Below are 22,904 nucleotides of genomic sequence, written 5' to 3'. Positions count from 1 at the left end.
GTTCAGCGTCCTGAGTGATCGAGGGAGTCCTGGAAGCAGGGCAGTACGCCCGCCTCCTCCGCCTCCGCCAGCGTCATCGCCCGGCGGTCGCGGTCCGAGAGGATCGGGTTCGGGGGGAGGGGGAGCGCCAGCGCCGGATCGTGGACCGAGACGGCCAGTTCGCGTTCCGCGTCGTAGCTCTGGGAGAGCAGGTACGACATCACGCTGCCGTCGCGCAGCGAGACGAAGGCGTGGCCGACGCCCTCGGGGATGTACAGCGCGCGGGAGGTCCGCTGGTCGAGCCGGACGGAGTCCCAGGCGCCGAAGGTCGGCGAGCCGACGCGCAGGTCGACGACGATGTCCAGCACCTCGCCGTGCGGGCAGCAGACGTACTTGGCTGTGCCCGGCGTGCCGGTCGTGAAGTGGACGCCGCGGACGACGTCACGGCGGGAGACGCTGTGGCTGGCCTGGGCCACGGGGAACAAGCCGTTCCCCATCACCGACTCGAAGTGCGGCAGCTGGAACTGCGAGACGAACGTGCCGCGCTCGTCCGGGAACACCCGCGGCGTGAACTCCACCACTCCGCGCACCGCCAGCTCGCGCGTCCTCACAGCTTCCCCAGCTTGTCCAGCTCGTCCAGGACGTCGAGGAGCTCGCCGATCACCCGGTCCTGGTCCGCGTCCGTGAGGGACGGGTACATGGGCAGCGAGAAGATCTCGTCGGCCAGCCGCTCCGTGACCGGCAGGGAACCGCGCGGGACGCCGAGGTGGGCGAAGCCGGTCATGGTGTGCACCGGCCAGCGGTAGCTGATGTTCAGGGAGATGCCGCGTTCCGCCATGAGCCGCAGGACGTCGTCGCGGTGGGGGTGGCGTACGACGTAGACGTAGTAGACGTGCTCGTTGCCGGGAGTGGTGCGGGGCAGGGTCAGGCCCGGGGCGTCGGCCAGCGCCTCCTCGTAGCGGCGGGCCACGCGGCGGCGGGCCTCGACGTATCCGTCCAGGCGGGTCAGCTTGCGGCGCAGGATCTCCGCCTGCACCTCGTCGAGACGGCTGTTGTGGCCGGGGGTCTCGACGACGTGGTACTGCTCCGCCATGCCGTAGTAGCGCGACCGGCGCAGGGCCCCGTCGATGTCGGCGTCGGACGTCAGGACCGCGCCGGCGTCGCCGTACGCGCCCAGCACCTTCGTCGGGTAGAAGGAGAAGGCCGCCGCCCGCCCGAACGTGCCCGCGAGGCGGCCGTGCCGGCGGGCCCCGTGGGCCTGCGCGCAGTCCTCGAGGACGGGCAGGCCGTGCGCCTCGGCCACCGCCATCAGGGGGTCCATGTCCACGCACTGGCCGTAGAGGTGGACGGGGAGCAGACAACGAGTGCGGTCGGTGATCGCGTCGGCGACCCGGGTGGTGTCCATGAGGTGGTCGTCCTCGCGGACGTCGACGAAGACGGGGGTCGCGCCCACCGCGTCGATGGCCACCACGGTCGGCGCGGCGGTGTTGGACACCGTGATCACTTCGTCGCCCGGGCCCACGCCGAGGGCCTGGAGGGCGAGCTTCACCGCGTTGGTGCCGTTGTCGACGCCGACGCAGTGCGCGGTGCCGTGGTACGCCGCGAACTCCTCCTCGAAGCCGCGCACGCTCGGACCGAGCACCAGGCGCCCGGAGCGGAACACCGTGTCCACGGCGTCCAGCAGGTCCGTGCGTTCGGCCTCGTACTCGCGGAGGTAGTCCCAGACGTACATCGTCATGACGGTTCCTTCTCGGTCTTCTTCGAATGCTCGATGGTGTGGTCCAGGGCGGTGCGCAGGTCCGTCGCCGGGTGCCAGCCGGTCCGCGCGGAGAACGGGGCGATGTCCGCGCGGACGTGGCGGAAGTCGGCGGCCGTCGCGTAGGCGGGCGGGTCGACCCGGACGACCGGGACCGGGGGGCGGCCGGTGTGGTGGGAGACCCGTTCGGCGACGGCGCGCAGCACGTCCTTGAGGGGGACGCCGGTGCCGCCGCCCACCGTCCAGGGGCGGCCGGCGAGGGCGTCGGCGTGGTCGAGCGCGGCGGTGAAGGCGGCGGCCGCGTCCGTGACGTACAGCAGGTCGCGTTCGACTGTGCCGTCGTGCCACATGGTCAGGGGCTCGCCGGCGAGTGCCCGGCGGATCATCGTCGAGACGACGCCCCGGTCGCGGCCCACGCCGAAGACCGTGGTGAGGCGAAGGGGTACGGCTCTGAGCACGCCGTCCTCGGTGGCCGCGCACAGGGTCCGCTCGGCGGCCAGCTTCTGACGGGCGTAGGCGCTGTCGGCGGAGTGGGCCGTACCGGCGAAGAGGACCACGGGAGGCCGGTCGCGCCTCTCCGCCCGTACGACGTCGACGAGTTCCCGGGCCAGGCCCTCGTTGAGGTGCCGGGCGCGCGGGTCCGCCTCCGGGTTCCGCCAGTTGCCGGTGCCCGCGGTGTGGGCGACCAGGTGGACGATCACGTCCGAGCCGGTGACGGCGGCAGCGAGGGCGCCGGGGACGCTCAGGTCCGCCTGCCGGCGTCCCACCGGCCGCACCCGCGCTCCCCGCCCGGCGAGGGCGGCGACCACGGAGGAGCCGATGAAGCCGGTCGCGCCGAGCACGGTGATCAGCGGTCTCATACGGCGGCTCCCCCGGACACGGCCCCGGTCCGGGCTGCGGTCGCGGCCCCGGACACGGCCCCGGCTGTGGTCGCGGTCGCGGCCCCGGCCCCGGTCGCGGCCCCGACCCCGGCGAGCCCCCCGCGCCCCGCCTCCACCGCGCGCAGGCACGCCAGCAGGCTGCGGGTGTGCATGTTCACGTAGAAGCTGTGGCGGAGCAGTTCGGTGAGCTGGCCGAGGCTCAGCCAGCGGAAGCCGGGGGGTTCGGGGCGGGCGTCCGGGGTCTCGACGATCAGGTGGCGGTTGCTGGAGTGATGGAAGCGGCCGCCCTCGTCGGAGAGCATCGCGTCGAACAGCACGGTGTCCGGGGCGGCGCCCAGCACCTCGTCCAGGAGCGGTGACGGCTCGATCGGGTCGCCGATCGCGTGCTGCACGGTCGGCGCGAGTTCGGCGACGTCCGCGCAGCCGGGTTCGGCGGCCGGCCGGACCAGGGCGTGCGGGGTGCCCTCGACACGGGTGACGAGGAGGGCGACCAGGCCGGGGCCGCGCGGGGCGAGCATCGGCTGGCTCCAGCGCGCCACCTCGCGGCCGGCCGCCTCGACCTGGACGCCTATGACGTCGAAGAGGCGCCCCTCGTGGTGGGAGATCCGGTCGCGGTCGCGCCGCCAGCCGGCCAGGCCGTGCAGCGGACGGCGTTCGACGGTGACCTCGGTGAGGCTGCGGACGTCGGTGATCCAGCGGAGCAGCTCGGGCAGCGGGTGCGCGGGCCGGTCCGTGACGGGGTTCTCGTCCGGCAGGCACGCCAGCACCGACCGCGTGTCCATGTTGACCAGGTCGTCCTCGCCGAGCAGCGCGTCCAGTTCGGCGCGGGTCAGCCAGCAGAAGCCGGGGCGCACGGCGATGTCGTCGGTGGTCTCCACGACCATGTTGCGGTTGCGTTTGCCGAGGAAGCAGGAGGCGTGCTCGGACTGCCGGACGTCGAGCAGCACCCGGTGCCGGGCGGCGTCGCGGAAGTACGACAGGTAGGGCACCGCCGAGCCGAGGTGGACGCCGGTGTAGTTGCTGCGGGTGGCCTGGACGGTGGGGGAGATCTGGACGCCGTTGCGGTTGCCGGGTTCCGGCTTGAGCTGGACGAGGAAGCGGCGCACGCCGCCGGTCCGCTTGGCGAGCAGGCCCAGGATGCCGACCTCGGGCTGCACGATGATCGGCTGCTGCCAGTCGCGGTCGCCGAGCCGGACGCGCAGGCCCTCGATGCTGAAGAAGCGGCCGCTGCGGTGCCGCAGCGCACCGGTTTCCGGGTCGGTACGCCAGTCGTCCAGGGCGTCCAGGGGAATCGGCCGTGTGTGCGTGTGCACACGTTCCCGAGTGGCCGCCAGGGTGGCGCGGAACGCGTCGAGACTCACCGGACCACGCTCCCCTCGGGCAGCACCTCGCACAGGAAGTCCTGCTGGTGACGCATGGTCCGGCGGAAGAACGCCGAGTAGCGGGCGGCGTGTTCCGCGGTCATGGTGGGCAGCAGCTGGCTGAGCGAGACGCGGTCCGCGTGCCGTTCGACGACCAGGCCGCGCCACTTGTCGGCGGAGCCGCGCAGCTGCGCGTCGACGGCGGCCGGCAGGGCGTCCGCGCCGCCCTCCCAGCCGCGCGGGAAGACGAGTTCACCGCGTTCGGCGAGCGCGGTGTACCAGTGCACGACGTCCTTCCTGGTCGCCTCCCGTTCGGCGGCGGTGAGGGCGGGGTGGCACAGGGTGCGCAGTGCCGCGCGGGCCGCGAGCATGCTGTCGAAGCGGGCGATCTCGTGCCGGTGGTCGCAGGGCATGCTGTGCTGGCGGGTGCCGGGGTCCTGCAGGACGCGGACGGTCTTGTCGAGGTGGGTGGTGCAGCGGACGCCCACGTCGGCGAACCGCAGCCAAAGGTCCCAGTCCTCCAGGCCGACCGCCGACTCCCGCCAGCCGCCGACGCGTTGCGCGAGCCCGGCGACGTGTCCGGCGCAGGAGTTCTCGAACAGGGGGCTCATCAGCTGGAGTTCGGGATGCCAGACCATGGCGAGGGCCGGGGTGGCGGCGTGCACGGCGCCGGTCGCGTCGACGTCGACCGTGCGGGTCGCCACGAACTCGGCGCCCGCGTCGAACGCCTCGGCGAGCAGCCGCAGATGCCCGGGCTCCCACAGGTCGTCGTGGTCGAGGTAGGCGACGTACGCGCCGGACGCCTCGGCCAGCGCGAGGTTGGTCGGGCCGGACTGGGAGCCGAAGCGGGGGGTGCGCAGCAGCCGGACCCGGCGGTCGCGTGCGGCCACCGCGCGCACCCAGTCGTCGGTGTCGTCGCTGCTCGCGTCGGACACCACGATCAGCTCCCAGTCCGTCATGGTCTGGCGGCACACCGATTCGAGGGTGGGCACGATGGCCCGGCCCCGGTTGTAGGCGGGGCAGATCACCGTCGTGTGCGGCAACGCGGCTCCTCTTTGCGTCTGGGAACATCTGTGAGCGCCGTGCGAGCGGCGGTTAACCGGCCCGCGAGGGCCGTGTCCGGAGGGGTGACCGGGAGGTTCGGCGCAGGTGGCCGGTCGGCGAACGCAAACGGAGGCGTGTGTTACGTTCCCCTCCAACTGCACGGACATTGCGGGGAAATGCCGGGCGACCGACCATCGCCCCGGACGCGGCCACAAGCCCGAGCCTCCCCGCGAGTTGACTTAACGGGGAGTCATGTCATGCGTCGAGTCGTCGTCGCCATCAGTTCTCCTTCGCTGCGGAGACGGGTGAGCCAGGCGCTCGCCGCCTCCGGCTGGGAAGTGTTCCTCTGGGACGGGACGTCCCCGCTCGGCGAGAGCGCCCGCGTGGACGCCGCCGTGGTGGACTCCGCCGTCCTGCCGACCGCCGCGGCGCCTGACACGAAGGCCGGTGTTCCGCTGATCGCGCTGGTCAGCGGCTTGGACGATCCGTTCTGGCAGGCACGCCGACCGGCCCGGGTGGTGGGCGTCGTCGACCGGGACGACCCCGATCACGGCTTCGTCTCCGCCGTGCGGGAGGTGCTGCACGGGCGGGGCTGGCTGTCGCCGGAGCTGGTGCCGTACGTCCTGGGCGGCGGAGCGCCGCGCGCTCCGCGGCAGCGGTCGGCCCAGGTGCTGGGCGAGGGCGGGCTCACCGGCCGGGAGCGGGATGTCGCCCTGCTGGTCGCGGAGGGTCTGTCGAATCTCGAGATAGCCGAGGAACTGACCGTCGAACTCAGCACCGTGAAGTTCCATGTGTCGAATGTGCTGCGCAAGCTGGGCTGCCGGGACCGGTCGCAACTGGTCGCGGTCATTCACGCGGGCCGGCACATGGCGGGGCGCGCCTAGATTCGCCGAAGTCGAAGGCGGGCCTGGGAAGGAAATCACCCGTACATAAAAGGTGCGGGGCCGGAAGTCTGTCCAGGAATCCCTTTGGGGCGCGGGGAATCCCCGACCTGCGACGGGGGAGAAGACTCTCCTCAGGGCGGGGGTTGGAACCTGGAGGGCCGGGCTACCGTCTTCCCTGCCGGGAGGCCGCCGAGCGAAATCCATTCTGACTGACCATCGGTAATGGATGGGTAGCCTCCGGGTAAAGACAACGGAATGGCTTCTCGGGGGATTTGATGACCGCGTATTCGGTGCTCGTGCCGTTTCTGCCGCGCAGGCCGGAACAGCTGCTGCCGTACGCGGCGCTGGTCGAGTGGACGGCCGCGCGGCGGCTCTGGCAGGGCCAGGCCATGCTGATCGAGCCGTTCCAGGGCTTCGCCTCGGCGGCCGGCGCGGGCTTCCGGGTGCCGACCGGCGTGGGCGTCACACTGATGGCGCTGCGCCACCCCTACGAGGCCGCGCACCAGGTGCGCTCGCTGGCCCTGGCCACCGGGGAGCCGGTGGTCGCGGGATTCGGACCGGGCGGCCGGCAGTTCCAGGAAAGCGTCCTGAGCAGGCCGTACGCCAGTCCGCTGACCGCTTCGCGGGAGTATCTGACCATCGTGCGGGGCCTGCTGGAGCAGGGCGCGGTCGACTTCGACGGCGAGTACTTCTCCTGCCACGGGGCGATGCCGCCCGCGATCCACCCCCGCGTCGACCTCGGTCTGGGGGTGCTGCGGGCGGGCATGGCCCGGCTCGCGGGCGAGGTCGCCGACGTCGGCATCACCTGGCTGACCCCGGCCGGCTATCTGCGGGACGTGATCCTCCCGGCGCTGCGCGAGGGCGCCTCGCGGGCCGGCCGGCAGACGCCGCGGCTGACCGCGATGGTGCCGCTGGCGCTCGCCGGACCCGACCGGGACCCGGAGAAACTGGTGCTGGCGAGCAATGCGGCACATATGCAGGCGCCGCACTACATCGACATGCTGAAAAAGGCGGGAATCGAACTCGCCGGAGACGCCTCGGTCGCCGACGCGAAATCCATGCTGCATGGAAAGGCATTTCTCTACGGCGGCCTGGAGGAGATCCGGGCGGAACTCGACGCCTATCGGGAGATCGGCGTCGACGAGGTGATCCTCAATCTGACCGGCGTGTACAACCTGTACGGCCCGCAGGCGGCCATGGCCGATCTCAGGAAACTGCTGGCCGCGGCCGCGTGACAAGGGGGAGAACGCATATGGCTGCCACTCGGATATCGAGTGTGAAGAAGCACCTCAGTTCCTGGGGAACCGGTCGGGTCCAGCCGCTGGAAACACCCGCCGGGAAGGGCTCGCTCACCGTCGTCCTGGAGGACGCGGACCATCTCGACGCGCTTCTCGCCTCCGATCTCGTCGGCGGCTCCACCCTGGTGCTGAGCCCCGGTGAGTCCCGCGAGGACGTCGCCGGCGTCGCCGGTGTCGTCGGCTACGAGGGCTCCCTGGCCGAGCCCGGCGGCGACCTCTCCATCGACGACGAGTTCTTCCTCCAGACCCAGGACTACGCCAGCGCCGGCTACATGTCGGTGATCGGCGCCACCCTCGTCCGGGTCGTGGAGCAGGCCGACCTCGACGCCTTCCTCGACGACGCGGACCGCGCCCGCGCCGACGGCACCTTCCCGACCCACGTCACCAGCCCCGCCGTCCAGCTCGCCGACCTCGCCGCGCTCGGCGCCGGCCCGGCGGAGGACGGCCCGCGCACCCGGCTGTACGTGGACGCGGACGGCACGGCCGCGGTCTCCCCGTGGGGCGCCCCGCTCGGCACGATCGCCGACGGCATCGACGCGCTGGACGCCCGGTGGCGGCGGCTCACCGAGGACGCTGGCCACCCCTGCGCGGTCGCCCTCGGCCGGGCCGTGCCCGCGGCGGCGGGCCAGGCCGCGGCCGCCGGCCGGCCCTGGCTGGGCCGTTACCTCGCGGCCGTCGACGCGCTGCGCGAACTGCACGCGAGGGGCATCGCCGACATCCGCGTCTCCGGCTTCGGCGGCCGGCTGTCGCCCGCCCTGGCCGAGTTGCCCGACGGCGACGACACCGGCGTACCGCTGCTGCTGTGGACCGACGACGCCGCGTACGTGCACCTCACCGGGGACCGTCGCACCTTCCGCGTCGACCACGCGGCCGGCGCGCTGCTCGAGGCGCTGCTGTTGTGCGGATCCGTCGACGCGGCCGCCGGGTACGCCGACCGGGACGGGCTGCTGCGCGCCGAGCGGCTGCTGACCGCGGCCGGTGTGCGGCTCCGGGCGGTGACCCCGGCGTGACGACCACCCTGGACGTGCCGGGCCGGGCGGGCGAGTTCGTCAGGGAACTCGGCGGCCGCGCCCGCCTCCACGACCTGTACGACGACACCGGCGCCGGCGTCTACGACGACCTGTGCGCCGCCGACACCTCCGAACTGCGGGAGATCCTGCACCTGGTCCGCCGTACCAAGGGCCCGGTGCTGGAACTGGCCGCCGGATCAGGCCGGCTGACGTTCCCGCTGCTCGCCACCGGCCGCGAGGTCACCGCCCTGGAACTGTCCCCGGGCATGCTGCGCCTGCTCACCGACCGCCTCGCCGAGGCGCCCGCGCGACTGCGCGAGCGGTGCCTGCCGGTGCGGGCCGACATGAGCCGGTTCGCGCTCGGACGGCGGTTCGGCGCGATCGTGCTGGGCACGACGTCGGTGTCGCTGCTGGACGAGCACGGGCGGGCGGGCCTGTACCGGGCGGTCGGGGAACACCTGCTGCCCGGCGGATCCTTCCTGGTGTCGGTCATCGACCCGGCACCCGGGGAGGTCACCGACCCCGAGACCGAGTTCGCCGTCACCGGCGCCACCGGCCGCCGCTACCGCATGGTCGAGCACTGGCCGCCCGCCGCGGCCACCCGCACGGTCACCGTCCTGCCCGCCGACCCGCCCGCCGAGGGCCCCGTCGACGTCTGCGTCTCCACGGTCCGGATCGTCTCCGCCGACCTGCTGGCGGCCGAGCTGACCGGCGCCGGACTCGTCGTCCGCGCCCGGCACGCCCTGCCGGGCGGGGGACCCCGGCACCACGAGGTGCTGCTGGAGGTGGGCACCGCATGAGCAACGCCCTGTGGCCGTCGCTGCTCGCCCCCGCCGACCACGGCCGCCCCGACCTGTGCACGGTCGCCGCCTCCGGCGTCCGGCTGACCTTCGCCGACGGCCGCACCCGCCTGTGCGGCACCAGCGGACTGTGGAACACCAACCTCGGCTACGGCAACGAGGCCGTCGCCGCCGCCGTCCACGAGGCGCTGCTGAAGGCCTCGTACCTGAGCGTGTTCCGGTACGAGAACGACTACGCGCGCCGGGCCGCCGAGGCGCTGGTGGAGCTGTGCGGCGCCGAGACGTACGGCAGGGTGCTGTTCTCCACCTCGGGCGGCGCGGCGAACGACCTCGTCATGAAGCTGGCCCGGCACTACCAGGCGTTGCGCGGTGAGACCCGCCGCACCCTGGTGGTGGGTTTGCGCGGCGGCTACCACGGTCTGACCTACGGCGGTCTCGCCCTGACCGGCGAGGACCTGGGCCAGCAGCTGTACGGCGTGGACCAGCGGCAGATCCGTCACGTCGCGCCGAACGACCTCGGTGAACTGGCCACCCTGATGGACCGCCAGGGCGCGCGGATCGCGGCCGTGGTGGTGGAGCCGGTGCTGGGCTCCGGTGCCGTACCGCTCACCGCGGAGTACGTGGCCGAGCTGCTGCGGCTGCGGGACGAGCACGGGTTCCTGCTGGTCGCCGACGAGGTCGCGACCGGGTTCGGGCGGACCGGCACGTTCCTCGCCTCGCAGGGCTGGCCCGCGCCGCCCGACCTGGTGATCGTCTCCAAGGGGCTCACCAACGGCACCTGCGCGGCGGCCGCCGTGGTGGCCGCGCGGCCGGTGGCGGACGCCTTCGACACCGCCGGGGCCGTCCTCACCCACGCCGAGACCCAGGCCGGCACGCCCGCCACCTGCGCGGCGATCCTCGCCACCGTCGAGGAGACACACAGGCTGGACGCGATCGCGGCGGGCCGCCGGCTCGCCGCCCGGCTCGACACCGCGCTGGACCGGCTGGTCGTCGAGGAGCCCGCGGTCACCGGCACCACCGGCACCGGCCTGTTCCGGTCGGTCCGGCTGTCCGGGCCGGACGGCACGCCGCTGCCCGCGCCGCGGGTGCCGGAGCTGGTCGCGGCGATCCGGGAGGCCGGCGCGGTCGTCCACCCGGGCCCGTCCGGCATCCAGCTCATCCCCGCCCTGACCTGTACGGACGCGGAGCTGGACGAGCTGATGTGCCGGGTCGCCGACGGCATCGCCGCGTACGTGGCGACCGCGGGGGCCGCCGTATGAGCCTCGGCTGGCACTGCCCGACCATGCTGATCGCCGGCCACGAGGGACTGTCCGTGTGGCTGGCCGAGCAGCCGGACGTCCGCACGGTGACCGTCCTCGCGGACCCGGCGGTCGCGCACGGCGAGATCACCGTGCTGGTCCGCGCCCAGATCGCCAAGGCCGGCCGCACCGACCGGGTGCTGACGGTCGCCGGCACCGGCGACCTGGCATCCGCCGTCGCGCTCGCCGACCGGCTGACCGGCACCGACCTGGTGGTCGGCGTGGGCGGGGGCTCGCTGCTCGACCGGGCCAAGCTGGCCGCGCTGCTGGGCGATCCGGCGGCCCGCGCCCGCCTGGCGGTGGCCCAGCGCGGCGGACTGACCGCGCTGCCGCACGATCTGCGGCGCACGGTACGGCTGGTGGCGGTGCCCACGACCCTGGGCACCGGCACCGAGCTGAGCCCGGTCGCCTGCCTGGCGCGGGACGGCGGCAAGCGGCTGGTGCTGGGCAACGCCCTCCAGCCGGACGTGGCCCTGCTGGACCCGGCGGCGACCGCGACGCTGCCGCGCGAACTCGTCGCCGAGGGCGTGCTGGAGGTGCTGTTCCGGGTCGCCGGGCTGTACGTCGGCGACCACCGGGACCTGCCGACGGAGGACGCGCTGGCGGTGGCCATGGCGGAGGCGGCGGTGCGGTACGGCAACGCGGCGCGCGACGCGTACGCGGCGGGCCGGGCGCCGGACGCCGCGCTGCGCACCGAGATCGCCAAGCTGAGCGGGCTCAGCCACCAGGGCTGGAGCGTGCTGGGGCGGGAGCCGTACTGCTGCCGCGGCTGGTACGTGGCCAACGAACTCGCCGCGGTGTGCGGGGTGCGGAAGATGACCGCTGTCGCCGCGCTGCTGCCGCCGCTGTGGCGGGCGGTCGCCGACGGGGACGCCCGCTGGGGCTCCGCGCGCCGCCTGCACGCGCTGTGGGAGCGGCTGCGGGCGACCGATCCGCGGCTGCCGGGGGATCCGGCGGACGGGATCGCGGCGCTGATCGACGGCTGGGGCGTCGGGCGGCGGATCGTGGCGCCCGGCGTGGCCGAGGAGGTCGCGCGGCGCAGCGTCCGGGCCTGGGGCTCGGGGCTGCCGATGCTCGGCGCGTTCCGCGGCGCGGACATCGCGCGGCTCGTCGAGCGCACACAGACTTCCGGGTTTCCGGTCACGGCCTGACCGGTCGGCCCACGGAAACACGGATGCACAAAAGAAAAATGACCACGAAAGGGGGAGAAGAAATGCTGCACTCTGTCGAGGTTCGTGAGCAGGACGAATTCGCGCTCGAACTCGGAATGCAGGAGCTGGAGGCCCTGGAGGCCCCGGGCTGGTGGTCGGTCACCGGCTACATCAGCGGCGCCGGTGTCGGTGGCGCGGTGACGTACTCCGTCGTCGCCACCGCGATCAGCGCGACCTGATCCGGAATCGATCACATTTCACCGAACGACATGAGAAGGAGGTGTTCCATGCAGGACACCAAGGCTCCGTTCTCGCTCGACGACATGCCGGCCCTGGAGCTGGGCATGCAGGAGCTGGAGGCCATGGAGGCCCCCGGTTTCTGGAGCAACTTCAAGGAGGGCGTCTCCGTCTCCGTGGCCGTCAGCGCGGTCTACGGCGGCGTGGCCTCCGCGATCTCCGCGACCTGATCCGTCGACCGGAGGGGTGCGCTCCGGCGCACTGTAGGATCCCGCGAGCGAATTTCCCGGACAACTTTTCGATGAGCGTACGCAGTTGAAATTTGTTCCGCTTGCGGAGTGCCGGCCCCGGTCGACTCATGACCTTCCGGGGCCGGTGCCCATGTGTCCGCCACGATGAAAGGAATCACATGTCGGAAAACGAGTCCTGGCGCGCGGCCAACGCGAAGCTCGCGCTGGTCATCCCGGTCCTCGTGGCGGGCATCGCCGTCAGTCAGGTGTCGCTCGACGGCTGGGCCGCCGACGGGCTGACCGTCTTCTGCGCCGCCGCCCTGATCGCCGTGCTGCTGCGCATCGGGCTCAACGCCCGTTCGGGAGGCGGACGGTGACCGACACGGCCGTTGCCCGCTTCGACGGCGTGACGAAGCGGTTCGGTGACACGGCGGCCGTTGAGGACGTGTCCTTCGAGGTCCGTCCCGGCCGGATCGTCGGTCTCCTCGGCCGCAACGGCGCGGGCAAGACCACCTCGCTGCGCATGCTGCTCGGACTGACCCGGCCGACCTCGGGCCGGGCCACCGTGTTCGGGCGGCCGTACGCCGAACTCCCCGGCGCCGAGCGCCGGGTGGGAGTCAGCATGGACGGCATCGGAACGCTGCCCGGCGTCACCGGGCGGCGGGAGCTGTCCATCTGGGCGCGGATGCTGGAGCTTCCCGCCTCGCGCGTGGACGAGGTGCTGGAGCAGACCGGCCTGTCCGACGCCGCCGACAGGAAGATCAAGGGCTACTCGACCGGTATGCGGCAGCGGCACGCGATGGCCGCCGCGCTGCTCGCCGACCCCGAGCTGCTGGTTCTCGACGAGCCGGCGAACGGCCTGGACCCGGACGGCATCCGCTGGCTGCGGACCTTCCTGCGGTCGCTCGCCGACCAAGGGCGCACGATCCTGCTGTCCAGCCATCTGCTGGCCGAGGTCGAGCAGACGGTCGACGACGTGGTCGTCCTCCAGCGCACCCTGCGCTACAGCGGGACGCTGGCCGAGCTGACCGAGGACGGGAAGCACGCTCTGGAGGATCGTTTCTTCGAACTCGTGGGCACCGGAGCCGGCGGCGGGAACGGAGCAGTCGCCCATGCGTAACGTCATCGCCGCCGAGTGGCGCAAGGCCTGGACCGGATCCGCGTGGTGGCTGCTGCCGTTGTGCGGCGTCTTCCTGTCCGTCCTCGCGAGCAGCGGCTACGCGGCCCAGGCGGAGGAGCAGCTCGCCGCCCGGCAGACCGACCTCGTCACCGTCACCGACGAGATGGTCCGCTCCTGGTTCATGCTGCTGCTCTTCTCCGCCCTGTTCGGCGCCGTCCTCGTCACCCGCGAGTTCGGCTCCGGCGCCATCCACCGCTCGGTGCTGCTCGGCGGCACCCGGGACCGGCTGTTCGCGGCCAAGCTGATCGTCGGCACCGCGATGGGCGTGCTGTACGCCGCCCTGGCCGCCGGCCTCGCCGCCGCCAGCCCGTACGTCTTCCTGCCCGGCATCGGCGAGTCCCCCGAATGGTCGGGGGACACCACCCTCACCCTCCTCGGCGTGTTCACCGTGACCGTGCTCGGCGCCCCCTGGGGCGTGCTGCTCGGCTGGGTGCTGCGCCACCAGGTCGCCGCCGTCGGCACCCTGCTGGTGCTGACACTGCTCGTCGACGAGTCGCTGCTGCGGCTGGTGCCGGACGCCGGCCGGTTCACCATGACCATCGCCATGAGCTCCGTCTACCGCGACGGCAAGCCCGAACTGCTCTCCGTCCCGGTCGCGTTGCTGGTCATCGGAGGGTGGCTGGCGCTCGCCGGGTTCGTGGGGCGGCGGCTGTTCACCCGGCGGGATCTGAACTGATGCGCGCGCTCCAGCTTTTGGAGAAGCGGCGGAGCGCCGCCCCCGCCCCGGCCGACCACCTCACCCGGCCCCGTCTCGCCCCCGACGTCCGCGTCCACGCCCCGCTGGCCACCGGCGCGCCCTGGGTGGTGCAGCGCGGCAGCCAGCAGTACCTGCGGGTCGGCGCCGACCTGGCCCGGCTGCTGCAGGTGCTCGACGGCGAGCGCGGCCACGCCGGTCTGGTGGCGGAGCTGGGCCCGCCGTGGACCGAGCAGGCCGTCGGCCGGGCGGTGGCGAGCCTCGGCGAGAAGGGCCTGCTGGACGACGGCAGCCGCAAACGGCACAGCGGCACCTGGTTCAAGTTCGTGCCACCGCTCACCTTCCAGCTGACCCTGCTGAAGCCGGAGCGGCTGCTGAACGCCCTCGCCCCGCTGGTCGACCGGCTCGCGAACCGGGCCGGCGCGGTCGTCGCCGCCGTCCTCGCCCTCGGCGGCCTGCTCGCGCTCGCCGCGCAGGGGCCCGCCCTCGCCGACGCGCTGGGCGAGCCGCTGCCGCTGGCCGTGCTGCTCGGCGTCTCGCTCGGCTCGACCGTGACGACCGCCCTGCACGAGATGGGCCACGGCGCGGTCCTCACGTACTACGGCGGACGCCCCAGCCGCATGGGCGTGATGCTCTTCTACCTGACCCCCGCCTTCTTCTGCGACGTCTCCGACGGCTGGCGGCTGCCGCACCGCGAGCAGCGGGTGCGGGTGGCGCTGGCCGGGATCGTCACCCAGGCGGTGGTCGCCGGCACGGTCGCCTTCGCCGCGCTCGCCACCGGCCTCGCGGGCGGCGCGCCCACGCTGCGCGCCGGACTGACCGTCTTCGCGGTCTCCACGTACGTCACCGGCGTCCTCAACCTGCTGCCGTTCGTGAAGCTCGACGGCTACCTGGCGCTGATGAGCCACCTCGACACCTCGCACCTGCGGGACCGCGCGATGACCGACGCGCGCCGCCTGGTGGCGCGGGTGCTGTTCGGCGGCCGGCGCTACGAACGGGAGCTGCCCGCGCTGCGCTGGGCCCCGGCGTTCGGCCTGGCCTGCATGGTCTTCCCGCTCTACCTGATCGGGCTGGCCCTCACCCTGTGGCTGGACATCCTCACCGGGCTCGGCGTGATCGGCGCCTCCGTGGTCCTCGCCGCGCTGGCCTACCTCGGCTACCGGGCCTGCAAGGGCGCCTCCCTGCTGGTCCGCGAGGCCCGCAAGGGCGGCGCCCGGATCTGGCGGCTGCTGCTCGCGGGCGCCGTCGCGGCGGCGGGGCTCGGCGCCGCGCTGGCCTTCGTCACCGTGCCGTACACGATCACCGGCGGCTTCGTCTCCGAGGACGGCCGCACCCGGCTGGTGCTGTCGGACGCCGCCGACCGGGCCGCCGTCCGCGAGGGCGCCGCCGTCACCCTGCAACGCCGCGGACTGGTGCTGCGCACGGACCTCGGCACGGCCACCGTGACCGGCGGGGCGGAGCTCGGCACCGCGCCGCTGTCGGCGTTCGTGCCGGTGCGCGAGGGCGACGAGCTGCCGGTGCCGGCGTACGAGGTGCCGCTGGCGTTCGACGGCGGCACGGACGACCACGCGGGCCTGGCCCGGGTGGACGCCGGGGAACGGCCGCTGGGGGAGTGGCTGTACCTCTCCTACGTCGCGCCGGTCTGGCGCTGACACCTGATGGAACACCGACGGGGATGAGCAATGGACATCGTTCGGCATCTGCACTTCTGCCCACCGGGCACGCCCTTCTTCGACGCACCGGCCTCCGCCCCCGACCCGGCGGACGACTTCGGGCCGGTGCGTGACGCCCTGCCGGCCGGCTGGAGCCGCAAGGTCGGCGGCGAGTGGGTGCAGTGGGCGCCGGACGGCGTCGAGATCCCCCTCCAGGGCTGGAAGATCCACGCCTCGGCCACCCCGGACAGCGCGCCCGCGATCCTCGACACGGTCGTGAAGTACTGCGTCGCCGAGCGCGTGATGTTCAAGTTCATCCGGAGCCTGCCGGTGCTGCGGCGGCGCAACGGCAAGTACGGCGACCGCAGCGCGAGCGGCAAGTTCGTCACCCTCTACCCGGTCGACGAGGCGCAGTTCGAGAAGATCCTGCGCGAACTCGGCGGCCTGCTCGAAGGACAGCCCGGCCCGTACATCCTCAGCGACCTGCGCTGGGGCCCCGGCCCGCTGTACGTCCGCTACGGCGGCTTCGCCCTGCGCACCGCCCGCACCGACACCGGCGAGCAGGTGTACTGCGTCGAGGACCCCGACGGCCGCCTCGTCCCCGACCGGCGCGGCCCCGGCTTCCGCCCGCCGGAGTGGGTGACGCTGCCCGACTGCCTCGCCGAGTCACTGGCCGCCCGCAACGCGGGCACCCTCAAGGACTTCCCCTACCGGGTCACCCAGGCCCTGCACTTCTCCAACGGCGGCGGCGTCTACCGGGGCGTCGACACCCGCACCGGCGCCGACGTGCTGCTGCGCGAGGCACGGCCGCTGGCCGGACTGGACGGCGACGGCCGCGACGCCGTCGCCCGGCACGAACGCGAGCACTGGGCGCTGCGGCAGCTGGACGGGCTGGACTGCGTCCCCCGGCTGGTCGACTACCGCATCGGACACGAGCACTACTTCCTGGTGCGGGAGTACGTCGAGGGCCGCTCGCTGTCCAAGGAGACGCTCCGGCGCAACCCGCTGCTGCTCGGCGAGACGTCCGCGCAGGCCCGCGCGGAGTACGCGGCGTGGGCGCTGGACGTGCTGGACCGCATCGACCGGGGCGTCACGGCGATGCACGCGCGCGGCGTCGTCTTCGGCGACCTCCACCCCGGCAACGTCCTCGTCCAAGACGACGGCACGGTCCGGTTCATCGACTTCGAGACCGCCAGCGCGGTCGACGCGGACGCCGCGCAGACCATGGCGGCGGTCGGCTTCGCCGCGCCGGAGGGCGTGCGCGGGGCCGCCGTCGACCGGTACGCGCTCGGCTGCCTGCGGCTCGCGCTGTTCGCGCCGGTCGCGGCGGTGCTGCCGTGGGGACCGGAGAAGGTGACGGAGGCGCTGGAACTGGTCCGGGCGCGGTTCCCGGTGCCGGCGGACTTCGCGGAGACGGTACGGCGGGACCTGGGGCTGCCGGAGACGCCGGGGGAGCCGTCCCCGGGCGTCTGGCACGGCGACCCGGCGGAGTGGCCGCGGCTGCGGGACGCGCTCGCCGAGGGCATCGCCGGTACGGCCACCCCCGACCGCACGGACCGGCTCTTCCCCGGCGACGCCGAGCAGTTCTTCGCCCCCGAGGGCGGGGCGGGCTTCGCGTACGGCGCGGCGGGCGTGCTCTGGGCGCTCGCGGAGGCCGGGATGCCGGTCCCGGAGGAACACACCGACTGGCTGACCAAGGCCGCGCTGGAGCTGAACGAACCGCAGCCCGGCTTCTGGACCGGGCTCGCAGGCATCGCGTACGCCCTCGACCGCCTCGGCCGCGCCGACACCGCCCGGCGGCTCGTGGACCGCGCCCTCGACGAGACGGTACGGCCGCGCCGCGGCGGCCTGCTCGACGGCGCGTCCGGCCTCGGCCTCACCGCCCTCCACTTCGGCGACACCCACCTGGAGGCGGCCGTCCGCATCGCCGAGACGGTCACACCGGCCCCCGACACCGGCCGGCCTCCCGGCCTTCTGCACGGAGCCTCCGGCACCGCCCTGTTCCTCATACGGCTGTACGAGCGGACCGGGGACCCGGCGCTCCTCGACCGTGCCGCGACCGCCCTGCGCGCCGACCTCGCGGCGCTCGGCTGGTCGTCGGAGGAGGGCCGCTTCGGCGCGGAGTCGGTGGGGCGGCTGCCGCTGATCTCCACGGGCAGCGGCGGCACGGCACTGGTTCTCCAGGCCTGGCTGCGGCACCGTGAGGACCCGGACTTCACCGCCGCGCGGGACGCCGTACTGGCCTCGACGGAGGGCCACTTCGCACCCCAGGCCGGGGTGTTCCACGGACGCGCCGGGGTGCTCGCGGTACGGCTGGGGCTCGGCGGCGGGGCTGATGGGCCGGGGCGCCCGGGGGGTGCCGCGGGCGACCCCCAGGGCCTCCTCGACCCCTTCGGCCTGCACGTCGTCCCGCACGACGGCCGGCCCGCCTTCCTCGGCCGGGAGAACCTGCGCGTCTCGACGGACTTCGCGACCGGCGGGGCGGGCGTGCTCGCCGTACTGGACGCGGCGGTCGGCGGGCGGGTGCCGCGGCTGCCGTTCCTGTAAGCGGCCGGCGTCCGCCGCGGTTGCCTCGAGCGGCCGGCGTCCGCCGCGACGGCTTCGAGTGGTCGGCAACCGCCGCCGCTTCGACCGTCAGCCGTGCGCGGTGCGCGGTGCGCGGTGCGCGGTGTGGCGTCCGCCGACCGCCGACCGCCGACCGCCGACGCGACCGTCCGCCGTCCGCCGTCCGCCGTCCGCCGTCCGCCGTCCGCCGTCCGCCGACCACCAACCACCCACCACGCCCGCGACCGTTCGGCGTCCGCCGCCCCCGCCTTCCTGCCCGACCCGGCCCCTTCACCCGACCGCCCCCGGGAGCCCACCCATGATCGATGTCCTCCCCGCCCTGGAGCCGAGCGCCGGGCTGGTGACGCTGTCGCGGATCAGTCCGCCCGCGCCCCCGGCCGACCTGCTGTGGCGGTGCACGGTCGAGCTGGCGCGGGCCGAACCGGACCGGGCGGGCGGCGTGCTGAGCGCACGGCTGGCCGGGGCGCACGGGCACTCCGGCACGGACGCGATGCTGCGCGGCGTGGGTGAGGCGGTCGAGCGGTACGCCCTGCACCCCGACAGCCCGGCGCCCGCCGGGGCGGTCCGGGCGACGGCGGCCGGACTGGGCTCGCGCGCCCAGCGCTTCCACGGCCCGGACGTGGCCCTGGGCGCCGCGACGGACCGCGAGCTGACCTGGTACCCGGCGACGCGGCTGCGCGACGGGGCCACGGTGCTGGTGCCGAGCGCCCTGGTCGACTACCCGCTGACCGGCCCCGACGCGGACGGCTTCGACCCGTCGCCGTCCGGCGCGGCGGCGGGCGAGGGCTGGACGGCGGCCGTGCGTTCGGCCCTGCTGGAGACGGTGGAGCGGGACGCCTTCCAGGTGGCGTGGGAGCGCGACCTGCGCCCGGTCCGGGTGGCCGACCCGGGCACCGACCGCACGCTGACCCGGCTGCTGCGCCGCGCCGCCCAGGCCGGTCTGGAGGCCGTCCTCGCGGAAGTGCCCACCGGCGTACCGGGCGTGGCCTGCGCGATCGGTGTCGTCGTCGACGAGGCCGGGCCCGACCCGCTCGCCACCCTCGGCTGCAAGGCCTCCGACGACCCCGCCCGCCGGCTGCTCGGCGCGCTTCAGGAGGCGCTGCAGATCCGGTCGGCCGCGCTGGTCGCCCGTGAGCGAGCCGACCGGTGGCCGGGCGGTGCCGTACGGGACGACGACGACCGGCTGCGCTTCCTGGCGTCCCCCGAGGGGTACGCGCAGGTCCGCGCCTGGGCCGACGCGTTCACCCCGGGCGGTCCCGGTGGTCCCCGCGACCCCGCCGCCCGGCGGGTCTCCACCGATGAACTCGTCCGCGCCATGGTGGCCGACGGCGCCGACCCGCTGATCGTCGACCTCACGCACCGGCTCCCCCTCGGCGTACGGGAGTCGGGCTGGGCCGCCGTCAAGGCCGTACCGGTCGGCTACCAGCAGCTGCGCATCGACGACACCCGCACGGACACCTGGAACAGGGCGCGGCTCGCGTCCGCCGAGACCCGTACCGGACTGACCGCGGGGCCCGCCCCGACCGGCGTACGCCCGCACCCGCTTCCCTGAAGGACCGTATGAAAGCCCTCGTCCTCGCCGGCGGCACCGGCAGCCGGATGCGTCCGCTCACCCACACGGCGGCCAAGCAGCTGATCCCCGTCGGCAACAAGCCGATCCTCTTCTACGGCCTGGAGGCGCTGGTCGCGGCCGGGGTGACCGAGATCGGGATCGTGGTGGGGGACACCCACCGGGAGATCCGGGACGCGGTCGGCGACGGCGGCCGGTTCGGGGCGCGGGTCACCTACCTGCGGCAGGAGCGTCCCCTCGGCCTCGCCCACGCCGTGCTGATCGCCAGCGACTTCCTCGCCGACGACGACTTCGTGCTCTACCTGGGAGACAACTTCCTGGTCGGCGGCATCGACGAGGTCGTGGCGGACTTCCGCGCCGCCCGGCCCGACGCCGGTGTGCTGCTGACCCGGGTGCCCGACCCGTCCGCGTTCGGGGTCGCCGAACTGGGCCCAGACGGGCGGCTGGCCCGGCTGGAGGAGAAGCCGGCCGAGCCGCGCAGCGACCTCGCGGTGGTCGGCGTCTACCTGTTCACGCCGGTGATCCACGAGGCCGTACGCGCCGTCGAGCCGTCCCCGCGGGGCGAGCTGGAGATCACCGACGCCCTGCAGTGGCTGATCGACCAGGGGCACGTGGTCCGGCCGACGCTGGTGAAGGGGTACTGGAAGGACACCGGCACCGCCGCCGACCTGCTGGCCGTCAACCGCACCGTGCTCGACGGCCTCACCCCCGAGGTGCGCGGCACGGTCGACGAAGGCAGCGTGATCAGCGGGCGGGTGCGGGTCGAGCCCGGTGCCCGCGTGGTGCGGTCCCGGGTGGTCGGGCCCGCGGTGATCGGCGCGGGGGCGGAGGTCGTCGACTCGTGCGTGGGGCCGTACACCGCGCTGGCGGAGGGCTGCCGCGTCGTGCGGAGCGGGGTGGCCGACTCGATCGTGCTGAGCCGCGCGGAGATAGCGGGGGTCGGGCGGGTCGAGGCCTCGCTCGTCGGGCGGGACGCGAGCGTGCACAGCACCGATCACGTGTCCACCGCCCACCGGCTCGTCCTCGGTGACCACAGCAGCGTCCACATCGGACACTGACCACGGGCCACCGACCCGCCCCCCGACGCCCCGCCCCCCACCGACCCGCGACCGCACCGATCCCCGACCCTCAGGAAACCCGTGCGCATCCTCGTCACCGGCGGAGCCGGTTTCATCGGCTCCCACCTCGTCCGCCTGCTGCTGGGCCCGGACCCCGAGTCCCGCCCCACCGCCGTGACCGTGCTCGACGCCCTCACCTACGCCGGGGACCTCACCCGACTGGACGCGGTGGCCGGGGACCCCCGCTACGACTTCGTGTACGGCGACGTCCGCGACCGCCCGCTGGTGGAGGAACTGGTGGGCGGGCACGACGCGGTGGTGCACCTCGCCGCCGAGACGCACGTGGACCGCTCGATCGGCGGGGCGGGCGAGTTCGTCTCCAGCAACGTCCTGGGCACCCAGGTGCTGCTGGACGCGGTGCTGCGGCACGGGCGCACCCTGGTGCACGTCTCCACCGACGAGGTCTACGGCTCGATCGCGGAGGGCTCCTGGACGGAGGACTGCCCGCCCGCGCCGCGCTCCCCGTACGCGGCCGCCAAGGCCTCCTCTGACCTGCTGGCGCTGGCGTACCACCACACCCACGGCCTGGACGTCCGCGTCACCCGCTGCTCCAACAACTACGGCCCCTACCAGCACCCGGAGAAACTCATCCCGCGCTTCTCCACCCTGCTCCTCGACGGCGGCCGGGTGCCGCTGTACGGTGACGGCCGCAACGTGCGGGACTGGCTGCACGTCGAGGACCACTGCCGGGCCCTGCTACGGGTGCTCCTGGCGGGCCGCGCCGGGCGGGTCTACAACATCGGCGGGGGCGCCGAGCTGACCAACCTGCGGCTGACCCGGCTGCTGCTGGACGCGTTCGGCGCGGGCCCGGAGCGGATCGAGCGGGTGCCCGACCGCAAGGGCCACGATCTGCGCTATTCGGTCGACTCCGGCCGGATCCGCCGGGAGCTGGGCTGGCGCCCCCGGCACTCCTTCGCCGAGGGCCTGGCCGCGACCGTGGACTGGTACCGGGACAACCGTGCCTGGTGGGAGCGGCACCTGGCCGAGCGTGACCCGGCCGCGGCCCCTCAGCCGAGCAGCCGGACCGGCTCACCGTCCAGGTAGGCGCGGATGTCCTCGACCGCCTGCCCGTAGTAGCGGGCGTAGTTGGCGCGGGTGACATAGCCGAGGTGCGGGGTGGCCAGCAGGCGGGGGGCGGTTCGCATCGGGTGGCCGGCGGGCAGCGGTTCGACGTCGAACACGTCGACGCCCGCCCCGGCGATCCGGCCCTCGTGCAGCGCGGCGAGCAGGGCGTCCTGGTCGACGATGGCCGCGCGGGAGGTGTTGACCAGGAAGGCGTCCGGTTTCATCAGGGCGAGTTCGGGGGCGCCGAGCAGGCCGCGGGTGCGGTCGGAGAGGGCCAGGTGCACGGAGACGACGTCGCTCCGCGCCAGCAGCTCCTCCTTGCTCGCGGCCCGGCGCACGCCGACCTCGTAGGCGCGTTCGTCGGTGAGGTTGCGGCTCCAGGCGACGACGTCCATGCCGAAGGCCTGCCCGATCGACGCCACCCGGCTGCCGATCTTACCGAGGCCGAGCAGACCGAGGACGCGTCCGTGCAGGTCGGCGCCGACCGTGGACTGCCAGGGGCCGCCCTCGCGCAGGCCGGTGTTCTCCTGGACCAGGCCGCGGGCCAGGCCGAGGATCAGCGCCCAGGTCAGTTCGACCGGCGGGGTCGAGGAGCTCTCGGTGCCGCAGACCGTGACGCCGTGGGCCCGGGCGGCGGCGTGGTCGATCACCGTGTTGCGCATGCCGGTGGCGACGATCAGGCGCAGTCGGGGCAGCCGCGCCAGCAGCGACGCGGGGAAGGGGACCCGTTCGCGCAGGGTCACGACGATGTCGAAGTGGGCGAGGGCGGCGGCGAGTTCGTCCTCGTCGCCGATGTGCTCGGTGAAGGGGACGACGTCGACCCGGTCGGCCACGGGGGACCAGTCGGCGGCGGTGCTGCCGGCGTTCTGGAAGTCGTCGAGGAGAGCACAGCGCAGTCGCATGGCAGCAGTGTCCTCGCCCCGGCGGGGGACGCGACGCGGGCCCCGGTCGTTCACCTCTGACGGCCGGGGCCCACTGGCGTTCCGGATCCGGCCGCGGCGGCGACACTCCCCCGAGCAACGCGTTTACGCGCGCGCACCGACGGGCCGGTTCCGATGAAGTGATCACATCAGACCGCGCCAACGGATCGCTAACATGTGGCCAACGGTTCTCCGGGGACCTGCCTGGCGG

General features: G+C 74.0%; 22 protein-coding genes. 16 read left to right on the top strand and 6 right to left on the bottom strand.

Annotation, left to right across the window (positions count from 1 at the left end; all coding sequences use genetic code 11):
- Positions 1–2: 2 nt before the first annotated feature.
- Genes ACSU6L_RS16830 through ACSU6L_RS16810 form a run of 5 tightly spaced genes read right to left on the bottom strand, consistent with a single transcriptional unit; the run spans position 3 to position 5,020 of the window.
- The gene (locus tag ACSU6L_RS16830; protein ID WP_437057678.1) at positions 3–590 is read right to left on the bottom strand and encodes a dTDP-4-dehydrorhamnose 3,5-epimerase family protein; all 588 of its coding nucleotides are present in this window, start codon (positions 588–590) and stop codon (positions 3–5) included.
- Positions 587–1,717: a DegT/DnrJ/EryC1/StrS family aminotransferase gene (locus tag ACSU6L_RS16825; RefSeq protein ID WP_437057676.1), complete on the bottom strand. Its 1,131-nt coding sequence runs from the start codon at positions 1,715–1,717 to the stop codon at positions 587–589. The genes ACSU6L_RS16830 and ACSU6L_RS16825 overlap by 4 nt, the downstream gene beginning before the upstream one ends.
- On the bottom strand, positions 1,714–2,595 hold the full coding sequence (locus tag ACSU6L_RS16820; RefSeq protein WP_437057674.1) for an NAD-dependent epimerase/dehydratase family protein: 882 nt from the start codon (positions 2,593–2,595) through the stop codon (positions 1,714–1,716). The genes ACSU6L_RS16825 and ACSU6L_RS16820 overlap by 4 nt, the downstream gene beginning before the upstream one ends.
- On the bottom strand, positions 2,592–3,977 hold the full coding sequence (locus ACSU6L_RS16815; RefSeq protein ID WP_437057672.1) for an NDP-hexose 2,3-dehydratase family protein: 1,386 nt from the start codon (positions 3,975–3,977) through the stop codon (positions 2,592–2,594). The genes ACSU6L_RS16820 and ACSU6L_RS16815 overlap by 4 nt, the downstream gene beginning before the upstream one ends.
- Positions 3,974–5,020: a glycosyltransferase gene (locus ACSU6L_RS16810; RefSeq protein WP_437057670.1), complete on the bottom strand. Its 1,047-nt coding sequence runs from the start codon at positions 5,018–5,020 to the stop codon at positions 3,974–3,976. Before ACSU6L_RS16810 ends, ACSU6L_RS16815 begins: the two co-directional genes overlap by 4 nt.
- 258 nt (positions 5,021–5,278) lie before the next feature.
- On the opposite strand from ACSU6L_RS16810, the gene ACSU6L_RS16805 reads away from it, so the two are divergent.
- The 16 genes from ACSU6L_RS16805 (at position 5,279) to rfbB (ending at position 21,752) form a co-directional block, all read left to right on the top strand.
- Positions 5,279–5,905, top strand: a complete 627-nt coding sequence (locus tag ACSU6L_RS16805; protein ID WP_158074554.1) for a helix-turn-helix transcriptional regulator — start codon at positions 5,279–5,281, stop codon at positions 5,903–5,905.
- A gap of 275 nt (positions 5,906–6,180) precedes the next feature.
- Positions 6,181–7,140 (top strand): LLM class flavin-dependent oxidoreductase, encoded by a 960-nt coding sequence (locus tag ACSU6L_RS16800; protein WP_437057667.1) that lies wholly within the window; start codon positions 6,181–6,183, stop codon positions 7,138–7,140.
- A 17-nt stretch (positions 7,141–7,157) separates the two neighbouring features.
- The gene (mpaB, locus tag ACSU6L_RS16795) at positions 7,158–8,213 is read left to right on the top strand and encodes a daptide biosynthesis RiPP recognition protein (RefSeq protein WP_437057665.1); all 1,056 of its coding nucleotides are present in this window, start codon (positions 7,158–7,160) and stop codon (positions 8,211–8,213) included.
- Complete coding sequence (mpaM, locus tag ACSU6L_RS16790) at positions 8,210–9,013, top strand: daptide-type RiPP biosynthesis methyltransferase (RefSeq protein ID WP_437057663.1); 804 nt, start codon at positions 8,210–8,212, stop codon at positions 9,011–9,013. The genes mpaB and mpaM overlap by 4 nt, the downstream gene beginning before the upstream one ends.
- Positions 9,010–10,272 (top strand): daptide-type RiPP biosynthesis aminotransferase, encoded by a 1,263-nt coding sequence (mpaD, locus tag ACSU6L_RS16785; protein ID WP_437057661.1) that lies wholly within the window; start codon positions 9,010–9,012, stop codon positions 10,270–10,272. Before mpaM ends, mpaD begins: the two co-directional genes overlap by 4 nt.
- Complete coding sequence (gene mpaC, locus ACSU6L_RS16780; protein ID WP_437057659.1) at positions 10,269–11,462, top strand: daptide-type RiPP biosynthesis dehydogenase; 1,194 nt, start codon at positions 10,269–10,271, stop codon at positions 11,460–11,462. The genes mpaD and mpaC overlap by 4 nt, the downstream gene beginning before the upstream one ends.
- 62 nt (positions 11,463–11,524) lie before the next feature.
- Positions 11,525–11,701, top strand: a complete 177-nt coding sequence (locus ACSU6L_RS16775; protein WP_158074555.1) for a daptide-type RiPP — start codon at positions 11,525–11,527, stop codon at positions 11,699–11,701.
- 48 nt (positions 11,702–11,749) lie between these two features.
- Positions 11,750–11,929 (top strand): daptide-type RiPP, encoded by a 180-nt coding sequence (locus ACSU6L_RS16770; RefSeq protein WP_073943263.1) that lies wholly within the window; start codon positions 11,750–11,752, stop codon positions 11,927–11,929.
- A 179-nt stretch (positions 11,930–12,108) separates the two neighbouring features.
- Positions 12,109–12,306 carry a hypothetical protein gene (locus ACSU6L_RS16765; RefSeq protein WP_073943264.1) on the top strand — a complete coding sequence of 66 codons (198 nt, stop codon included), beginning with the start codon at positions 12,109–12,111 and terminating at the stop codon, positions 12,304–12,306.
- A complete protein-coding gene (locus ACSU6L_RS16760) occupies positions 12,303–13,049 on the top strand; it encodes an ABC transporter ATP-binding protein (protein ID WP_437057656.1) in 747 nt (248 codons plus the stop codon). The genes ACSU6L_RS16765 and ACSU6L_RS16760 overlap by 4 nt, the downstream gene beginning before the upstream one ends.
- Positions 13,042–13,785 (top strand): ABC transporter permease, encoded by a 744-nt coding sequence (locus ACSU6L_RS16755; protein ID WP_437057654.1) that lies wholly within the window; start codon positions 13,042–13,044, stop codon positions 13,783–13,785. The genes ACSU6L_RS16760 and ACSU6L_RS16755 overlap by 8 nt, the downstream gene beginning before the upstream one ends.
- On the top strand, positions 13,785–15,455 hold the full coding sequence (gene mpaP / locus ACSU6L_RS16750) for a daptide biosynthesis intramembrane metalloprotease (protein ID WP_437057652.1): 1,671 nt from the start codon (positions 13,785–13,787) through the stop codon (positions 15,453–15,455). Before ACSU6L_RS16755 ends, mpaP begins: the two co-directional genes overlap by 1 nt.
- A 30-nt stretch (positions 15,456–15,485) precedes the next feature.
- The gene (gene lanKC, locus ACSU6L_RS16745; RefSeq protein ID WP_437057650.1) at positions 15,486–18,002 is read left to right on the top strand and encodes a class III lanthionine synthetase LanKC; all 2,517 of its coding nucleotides are present in this window, start codon (positions 15,486–15,488) and stop codon (positions 18,000–18,002) included.
- A gap of 316 nt (positions 18,003–18,318) precedes the next feature.
- Positions 18,319–19,572 carry a YcaO-like family protein gene (locus ACSU6L_RS16740; protein ID WP_437057648.1) on the top strand — a complete coding sequence of 418 codons (1,254 nt, stop codon included), beginning with the start codon at positions 18,319–18,321 and terminating at the stop codon, positions 19,570–19,572.
- 8 nt (positions 19,573–19,580) lie between these two features.
- The gene (locus ACSU6L_RS16735; RefSeq protein WP_437057646.1) at positions 19,581–20,648 is read left to right on the top strand and encodes a glucose-1-phosphate thymidylyltransferase; all 1,068 of its coding nucleotides are present in this window, start codon (positions 19,581–19,583) and stop codon (positions 20,646–20,648) included.
- A gap of 81 nt (positions 20,649–20,729) precedes the next feature.
- Positions 20,730–21,752 (top strand): dTDP-glucose 4,6-dehydratase, encoded by a 1,023-nt coding sequence (gene rfbB, locus ACSU6L_RS16730; protein ID WP_437057644.1) that lies wholly within the window; start codon positions 20,730–20,732, stop codon positions 21,750–21,752.
- Here the strand turns inward: rfbB and ACSU6L_RS16725 are convergent.
- On the bottom strand, positions 21,716–22,675 hold the full coding sequence (locus ACSU6L_RS16725; RefSeq protein WP_437057643.1) for a D-2-hydroxyacid dehydrogenase family protein: 960 nt from the start codon (positions 22,673–22,675) through the stop codon (positions 21,716–21,718). The two genes, rfbB and ACSU6L_RS16725, sit on opposite strands and share 37 nt — an antisense overlap.
- Between the last annotated feature and the right edge of the window lie 229 nt (positions 22,676–22,904).

Origin of the sequence: Streptomyces sp. enrichment culture (genome assembly GCF_964272855.1) — a bacterium.
In the GTDB taxonomy this organism is placed as follows: domain Bacteria; phylum Actinomycetota; class Actinomycetes; order Streptomycetales; family Streptomycetaceae; genus Streptomyces.
This window is presented reverse-complemented; position numbering and strand designations above follow the sequence as displayed.